The 6,613-nt window shown below is 76.3% G+C and carries 7 protein-coding genes; 6 read left to right on the top strand and 1 reads right to left on the bottom strand.

Annotated elements, in window-relative coordinates:
- Positions 1 to 47: 47 nt before the first annotated feature.
- On the bottom strand, positions 48 to 596 hold the full coding sequence (locus ACFUMH_RS18135) for a YceI family protein (protein ID WP_378208829.1): 549 nt from the start codon (positions 594 to 596) through the stop codon (positions 48 to 50).
- A gap of 91 nt (positions 597 to 687) precedes the next feature.
- Between ACFUMH_RS18135 and ACFUMH_RS18130 the strand changes: the two genes are divergently transcribed.
- The 6 genes from ACFUMH_RS18130 (at position 688) to ccsB (ending at position 6,563) form a co-directional block, all read left to right on the top strand.
- Positions 688 to 1,227: a MarR family winged helix-turn-helix transcriptional regulator gene (locus ACFUMH_RS18130; protein ID WP_378208827.1), complete on the top strand. Its 540-nt coding sequence runs from the start codon at positions 688 to 690 to the stop codon at positions 1,225 to 1,227.
- A gap of 95 nt (positions 1,228 to 1,322) precedes the next feature.
- Positions 1,323 to 1,979, top strand: a complete 657-nt coding sequence (locus ACFUMH_RS18125) for a histidine phosphatase family protein (RefSeq protein ID WP_378208825.1) — start codon at positions 1,323 to 1,325, stop codon at positions 1,977 to 1,979.
- A 1-nt stretch (position 1,980) separates the two neighbouring features.
- A complete protein-coding gene (locus ACFUMH_RS18120) occupies positions 1,981 to 2,715 on the top strand; it encodes a TlpA family protein disulfide reductase (RefSeq protein WP_378208822.1) in 735 nt (244 codons plus the stop codon).
- Positions 2,712 to 3,680 (top strand): cytochrome c biogenesis CcdA family protein, encoded by a 969-nt coding sequence (locus tag ACFUMH_RS18115; protein WP_378208820.1) that lies wholly within the window; start codon positions 2,712 to 2,714, stop codon positions 3,678 to 3,680. The genes ACFUMH_RS18120 and ACFUMH_RS18115 overlap by 4 nt, the downstream gene beginning before the upstream one ends.
- 7 nt (positions 3,681 to 3,687) lie before the next feature.
- A complete protein-coding gene (locus ACFUMH_RS18110) occupies positions 3,688 to 5,532 on the top strand; it encodes a cytochrome c biogenesis protein ResB (protein WP_378208818.1) in 1,845 nt (614 codons plus the stop codon).
- Positions 5,532 to 6,563: a c-type cytochrome biogenesis protein CcsB gene (ccsB, locus tag ACFUMH_RS18105; protein ID WP_378208815.1), complete on the top strand. Its 1,032-nt coding sequence runs from the start codon at positions 5,532 to 5,534 to the stop codon at positions 6,561 to 6,563. Before ACFUMH_RS18110 ends, ccsB begins: the two co-directional genes overlap by 1 nt.
- The last annotated feature ends 50 nt before the right edge of the window (positions 6,564 to 6,613 follow it).

The following is a 6,613-nucleotide window of genomic DNA, read 5'->3' as shown; positions in this document are numbered from 1 at the left end:
CAGCGACCGGACCGGTCGCGCCCCGCGGTGGGTGTGCAGGTGCTGCGTCAGCCCTGCTTGATGGCCGAGACGTCGAGGTCGATCTTGACCTTGTCGGCGACGAGCACGCCGCCGGCCTCGAGCGCCGCGTTCCACGTGAGGCCGTAGTCCTTGCGCGAGATGGTCACCGACGCCTCGAACCCGGCGCGCGTGTTGCCGAACGGGTCGACGGCCGAGCCGTTGAAGACGGTCTCGAGCTCGACGCGCTGCGTCACGCCGTGGATGGTGAGGTCGCCCTCGATGACGTAGTCGGAGCCGGCGCCGCGGACGGCCGTGGACGTGAACGACCACTCGCCGTGCGTCTCGACGTCGAAGAAGTCGCCGCTCTTGAGGTGGCCGTCGCGGTTCGCGTCACCCGTGGTGACGGTGGAGGGGTCGAGCGTGACGACGACGGAGGACGACTCGACGTCCTCGCCGACCGTCAGCGTGCCCGACGTGATCGCCACGGTGCCGCGCACCTTCGAGATGCCGGCGTGGCGGACGGTGAAGGACGCCTCCGAGTGCGAGGCGTCGACGGCCCAGGTGCCGGTGGACAGGCCGGTGGGGAGCGCGGTCATGGGGACCTCCGTGGTTCGTTGAATCATCAAGTACCTGTTGGTTGAGATTTCTACTACACTCGTGCCACCGAAGGCAAGAGGGGAGGACGACGTGACCAGCAGCACCCCGAAGGACCCCCGGCCCGCCGACGAGGTCCGGTGGCTCACCGAGGAGCAGCAGCGGCACTGGCGCGCCTGGCGCGACGGCGCGGCCCTCCTCCTCGACGCCCTCGGCCGCGAGCTCGACGCCACGAGCGGCCTGTCCCTCGCCGAGTACGAGATCCTCGTGCGCCTCTCCGAGGCCGAGGGACGCACCCTGCGCATGTCCGAGCTCGCGGGCGACCTCGCGCACTCGCGCAGCCGCCTCACCCACACCGTCGCACGGCTCGAGCGCGCCGGCATCGTGCGCCGCGAGCAGGCGCGCTGCGACGCCCGCGGCGTCAACTGCGTCATGACCGAGCACGGCTGGGACGTGCTCGTCGCGGCGGCGCCCGGGCACGTCGCGTCGGTGCGCGCGCACCTCGTCGACCGGCTGACCGACGCGCAGCTCGCCGCGCTCGGCGACGCCATGCAGGTCGTCGTCGACCACCTGCGCTCGCCCGACTGCACGCAGGCGCGCGCCGAGGCCGAGGACCCCGCGCCCGCCGCCTGACGGCCGCCCCGCCCGCCGCCTGACGGCCGCCCGACGTGGCGCACCGCACGCCGCGCGGGGGCGGTGCATCCGGGTTGGTTTGCGACACTGGGCACATGGTCGACACGACGGTGCACCTGATGCGGCACGGCGAGGTCCACAACCCCTCCGGCGTGCTCTACGGGCGCCTCCCCGGCTACCGCCTCTCGGAGCGCGGCACCGCGATGGCCGAGCTCGTGGCCCGCACGCTCGCCGGCGACGAGGGCGCCCCGCGTCGCGACGTCGTCACCGTGGTCGCGTCCCCGCTCCAGCGCGCGCAGGAGACGGCCGCCCCGATCGCCGCCGCGTTCGGGCTCGACGTCGTCACCGACGAGCGCGTCATCGAGGCCGAGAACCACTTCCAGGGCAGGACGTTCGGCGTCGGCGACGGCTCGCTGCGCCACCCCGAGCACTGGCCGCACCTGCGCAACCCGTTCCGCCCGTCGTGGGGCGAGGCGTACACCGTGCAGGTCGCGCGCATGACCGCCGCCGTGCAGGCCGCCCGCGACTCGGCCCGCGGCCACGAGGCCGTGCTCGTCAGCCACCAGCTGCCCATCTGGGTCACCCGCCTCGCGCTCGAGGGCCGCCGCCTGTGGCACGACCCCCGCCGGCGCCAGTGCGCGCTCGCGTCGCTGACCACGCTGCGTTTCTCCGGCGACCGCCTCGTCGCGGTCGGGTACTCCGAGCCCGCCGCGTCCCTCCTGCCCGGCGCCTCGACGGTCGCGGGGGCCTGACGTGCGCGCCGACGCCACCCGCGCGCCGCGTCGCGCCGGCCGCACCGCGCGCCGCACGGTCCGCGGCGTCGCGGCCGTCGCCGCGCTCGCGACGGCGCTGCTCGCGGGCTGCGGCACCGGCGCCGAGGACCCCGCGGCGCCCGAGGACGTCGTCGGCCAGGGCTACCAGTCGGGCGACGGCTCGACGACGGCGTGGGCGGTGGGCGACCGCACCGAGCCGCTCGCGCTCGCGGGCACCGACTACGAGGGCACGGCGCAGGACGTCGCCGCGTGGCGCGGGGACGTCGTCGTCCTCAACACCTGGTACGCCGCCTGCCCGCCGTGCCGCGCCGAGGCGCCCGACCTCGCCGCCCTCGCCACCGACTACGCCGGCCGCGGCGTGCACGTGCTCGGCGTCAACGTCCGCGACGCGGCGGGTGCGGCGCAGGCGTTCCAGCGGGAGTTCGCGATCCCGTACCCGAGCATCGCCGACACCGAGGGGTCGGCCGTCGCCGCGCTCCAGGGCGTCGTCCCGGTCAGCGCCGTGCCGACGACCGTCCTCCTCGACCGCGAGGGTCGCGTCGCCGCGCGCGTGCTCGGCCTCGCGGACGGCTCGACGCTGCGCTCGCTCGTCGACGAGCTGCTCGCGGAGGGTGGCGGCACCGACGGCGCCGGGGCGTCGACGGCCGCCCCCGGGTCGACGGCCATCCCCGGGTCGACGGCCACGCCCGACCCGACGGGCACGGCGACGCCGTGACCGCCGCCGCGGACCTCGGCGCCGCCGTCGCGAGCGGCTCGCTGCTGCTCGCCGTGCCGGTCGCGCTGCTGGCCGGCGTCGTCGCGTTCGCGTCGCCGTGCGTGCTGCCGCTGGTCCCCGGGTACCTGGGCCTGCTGGGCGGGCTCGCGGGCGCGCCCGGCGGCTCGGCCGGCGACCGGCGGTCGCGCGCGCTCGGCGTCGTCGACGCGACGGACGTCGTGACGCTCGGCCGCGGCGCCGCCGCACCCGCCGTGCCGGCGCCGACGGCGGTGCCGACCGTGGCCGCCGCCCCCGCGGTGCCCGTCGCGCATGCCGTGCCTGTCGCGCACGCCGTGCCCGTCGCCACCCCGGCCGCGGACGACGCCGACGACCGCGTCGCCCGCCGCCGCGTGCTGCTCGGCGTGACGCTGTTCGTGGTCGGGTTCTCGCTCGTGTTCGTCGCATTCGGGGCCCTCGCCGGCTCGCTCGGCGCGCTGCTGTGGCAGTGGCAGGAGCCCGTCGGCCGGGTGCTCGGCGGCGTCACCGTCGTGATGGGCCTGGCGTTCCTGGGCCTGGTGCCGTTCGCGCAGGGGGAGCGGCGCCTGCGCCTCGCGCCGCGCGCCGGCCTGTGGGGCGCGCCGCTGCTGGGCGTCGCGTTCGGCATCGGCTGGACCCCGTGCATCGGCCCGACGCTCGCCGCCATCCTCACGCTCTCGCTGACCGGCGGGTCCGCCGGCCGCGGCGCGCTGCTCGCGGCGGTGTTCTGCGTGGGCCTCGGCCTGCCGTTCGTGCTCGTCGCGCTCGGGCTGCAGCGCTCCGACCGCCTGCTCGGGTGGCTCCGCCGGCACCGCCTCGCGGTCCGCCGCGTCGGCGGCGGCGTGCTGGTCGTCCTCGGCCTCGCGCTCGTCACGGGCGTGTGGGGCACGTGGTCCGCGTGGCTCCAGGGCGTCCTGACGGGCGCCGACCCCTTCGTCCCGGTGCTGTGAGGCCGACGTGGTGACCTACCGCCCCGAGGGGCTCGACGACGCGTTCACGCGGGGCGACGTCGCCGCCGCGCCCGCCACCCCGCCGCGCCCCGGTGCGCCCGACCCCGGCCTGCCGGCGCTCGGCCTCGTCGGCTGGCTGCGCTGGGCCTGGCGGCAGCTGACCAGCATGCGCGTCGCGCTGCTGCTGCTCATGCTGCTGGCCGTCGCGGCCGTGCCCGGCACGGTGTTCCCGCAGCGGCCGCAGGACCCCGCCGCCGTCGCCGAGTACCTCGACGAGCACCCGGGCGCCGGTCGGTGGCTCGACCGGCTCGGCTTCTTCGACGTCTACACGTCCGTCTGGTTCAGCGCGATCTACCTGCTGCTGTTCGTCTCGCTGGTCGGCTGCATCCTGCCGCGCACGCGCGTGCACCTCGCGGCCCTGCGCGGGCGCCCGCCGCGCACGCCGCGCCGGCTCGCGCGGTTCCCCGCACGCGGGGAGGGCACGTCCGCCGACGCGCCGCGGGCCGTGGGGGAGCGTGCCGCCGCGGTGCTGCGCCGCGGGGCGTCGTGGCTGCCGTTCGTCCCGTCGTACCGGGTCGACGTGCACGACGAGGGCGCCGGCACGTGGTCCGTCTCCGCCGAGCGCGGCTACCTGCGCGAGACCGGCAACCTGCTGTTCCACCTGGCGCTCGTCGGGCTGCTCGTCAGCGTCGCGACGGGGCAGCTGCTGCACTTCCGCGGGCAGGCGATCGTCGTGCAGGGCACCGGCTTCGCGAACGTGCAGGCCGGCTACGACACGTTCGAGCGCGGCGCCGCGTTCGACCCCGCCGACCTCGAGCCGTTCACGCTGCGCCTCGACGAGTTCGAGTCGCGGTTCGACCCGCAGACCCTGCAGTCGCGCGACTTCACCGCGCACGTCACGGTGACGGAGCCGGGCGAGGAGCCGCAGGAGCGCACCATCAAGGTGAACCACCCCGTCACCGCCGGCGGCGCCAAGGTGTACCTGCAGGGCAACGGCTACGCGCCGCAGGTGACGGTGCGCGACGCCGCGGGCGAGGTCGCGTTCGCCGGGGCCGTGCCGTTCCTGCCCGAGGACGAGGTCTACACGTCGCGCGGCGTCGTCAAGGTGCCCGACGTGTCGGCGGGGCAGGACCAGGTCGGCCTCGTGGGGTACCTGCTGCCGACCGCGGAGGAGTGGGTGCCGGGCTGGTGGCGCTCCGCCGACCCGCAGCCGACGGACCCGATGCTCGTGCTGTCGGTGTGGCGCGGGAACCTCGGTCTGGACACGGGCGTCCCGCAGAACGTGTACCGGCTCGACGAGTCGCGCATGGAGAAGGTCACCGACGACGCCGGCGAGGACGTGACGCTGTACGTGCGCCCGGGCGAGACGGTCGACCTGCCCGGCGGGCTCGGGACGCTCACCTTCGAGGGACTGCCGCGGTTCGTCGCCCTCGACCTGCGGCACGACCCCGCGCTGCTCGGCGTCCTGGTGTTCGCCGTGCTCGCGTTCCTCGGCCTCGCCGCGTCCCTGTTCGCGCCGCGGCGGCGGCTCTGGCTGCGGCTCGCGCCGGCGGGCGGCGACGGGCCCGCCGGTACAGTGGTCGACGCCGCGGGCCTCGCCCGGGGGGACGACGTGGGCCTGCAGCCCGAGCTCGACCGGGTGCTCGCCGAGGTGCTCGGGCGTCCGGCGACGCGCACGACGACCGGCTCGACGACCGGCTCGACGACCGGCACGACGACCGGCTCGACGACCGGCTCGACGACCGGCACGACGACCGGCACGACGACCGGCTCGACGACCGGCGCCCCCGAGAACCGACCCGACCGCGACGACGAGGTGCCGGACCCGGCGCCCGGACCCGGAGGCGTGTGATGGACCAGCAGACCCTGGCGCAGGTCAGCGACCTGCTCGTGTGGGGGGCGACGACGGCGTTCACGTTCGCGCTCGTCGCGTGGACGATCGAGCTGTCGCGCGTCGCGGAGGCCGCGCAGCGGGCGACCGCGCCGCGCGCGCGGGAGCTCGTCGCCGCGGGCGGGGCACCCGTGGCGGCCGACGCCGCCGCACCGGCCGCGGCGACCCCGGCGGGGCGCTCCCGCGCCGAGGGGATCGCGCGGTCGACGACGCTCGTGGGGCTCGTCATCCTGCTCGCCGGCGTCGTGACGCGCGGTCTCGCGGCGGGCCGCTGGCCCACGGCGAACATGTACGAGTTCGCGGTCGTCGGCGTGCTCGTCGCGGTCGCCGTCCTCGCCGTCGTGCAGCGCCGGCGGACCATCGCGTTCCTCGGCGTGCTCGTCATGGGCATCGCGGTGCTCGGCCTCGCGCTCGCGCTCCTCGTGTTCCACGTGCAGGCCGACGAGGTGCAGCCGGCGCTGCAGAGCTACTGGCTCGTCCTGCACGTCGGCGTGGCCATCCTCGCGACCGGCGTGTTCACCGTCGCGTTCGGCACCGCCGTGCTCCAGGTCCTGCGGGACGCGCGCGCGACCGGCCGCTCGCACCTGACGACGCCGTGGCGCGGCGGCGACGGCCTGCGCCGGTGGCTCGCGCCGCTCGCCGTCACCGGTCCGCGGTTCGCGTGGCTCGAGCAGGTGCCCGACGCCCGCCGGCTCGAGGCGCTGTCGTTCCGCCTCAACGCCGTGGCGTTCGTGCTCTGGACGTTCACGCTCATCGGCGGCGCCATCTGGGCGGAGCACGCCTGGGGTCGCTACTGGGGCTGGGACCCCAAGGAGGTCGGCACGTTCGTCGCGTGGGTCGTCTACGCCGCCTACCTGCACGCCCGCACCACGCGCGGGTGGAGCGGGCGCCGCGCCGCCTACTTCGTCTACGTCGGGTACGCGGTCGTGCTCGCGAACTTCACCGTCATCAACCTGCTGGTCGACGGCAAGCACTCCTACTCCGGGCTCTGACGCCCGGGACGACGACGCACGACGACGGCCGCCGCCCGGGAGCTCCCGGT

The sequence above is a fragment of the Cellulomonas sp. NPDC057328 genome (assembly GCF_042667215.1).
GTDB lineage: Bacteria > Actinomycetota > Actinomycetes > Actinomycetales > Cellulomonadaceae > Cellulomonas.
The sequence above is the reverse complement of the archived record's forward strand: the minus strand, read 5'-3'. Positions and strand labels throughout refer to the sequence as shown.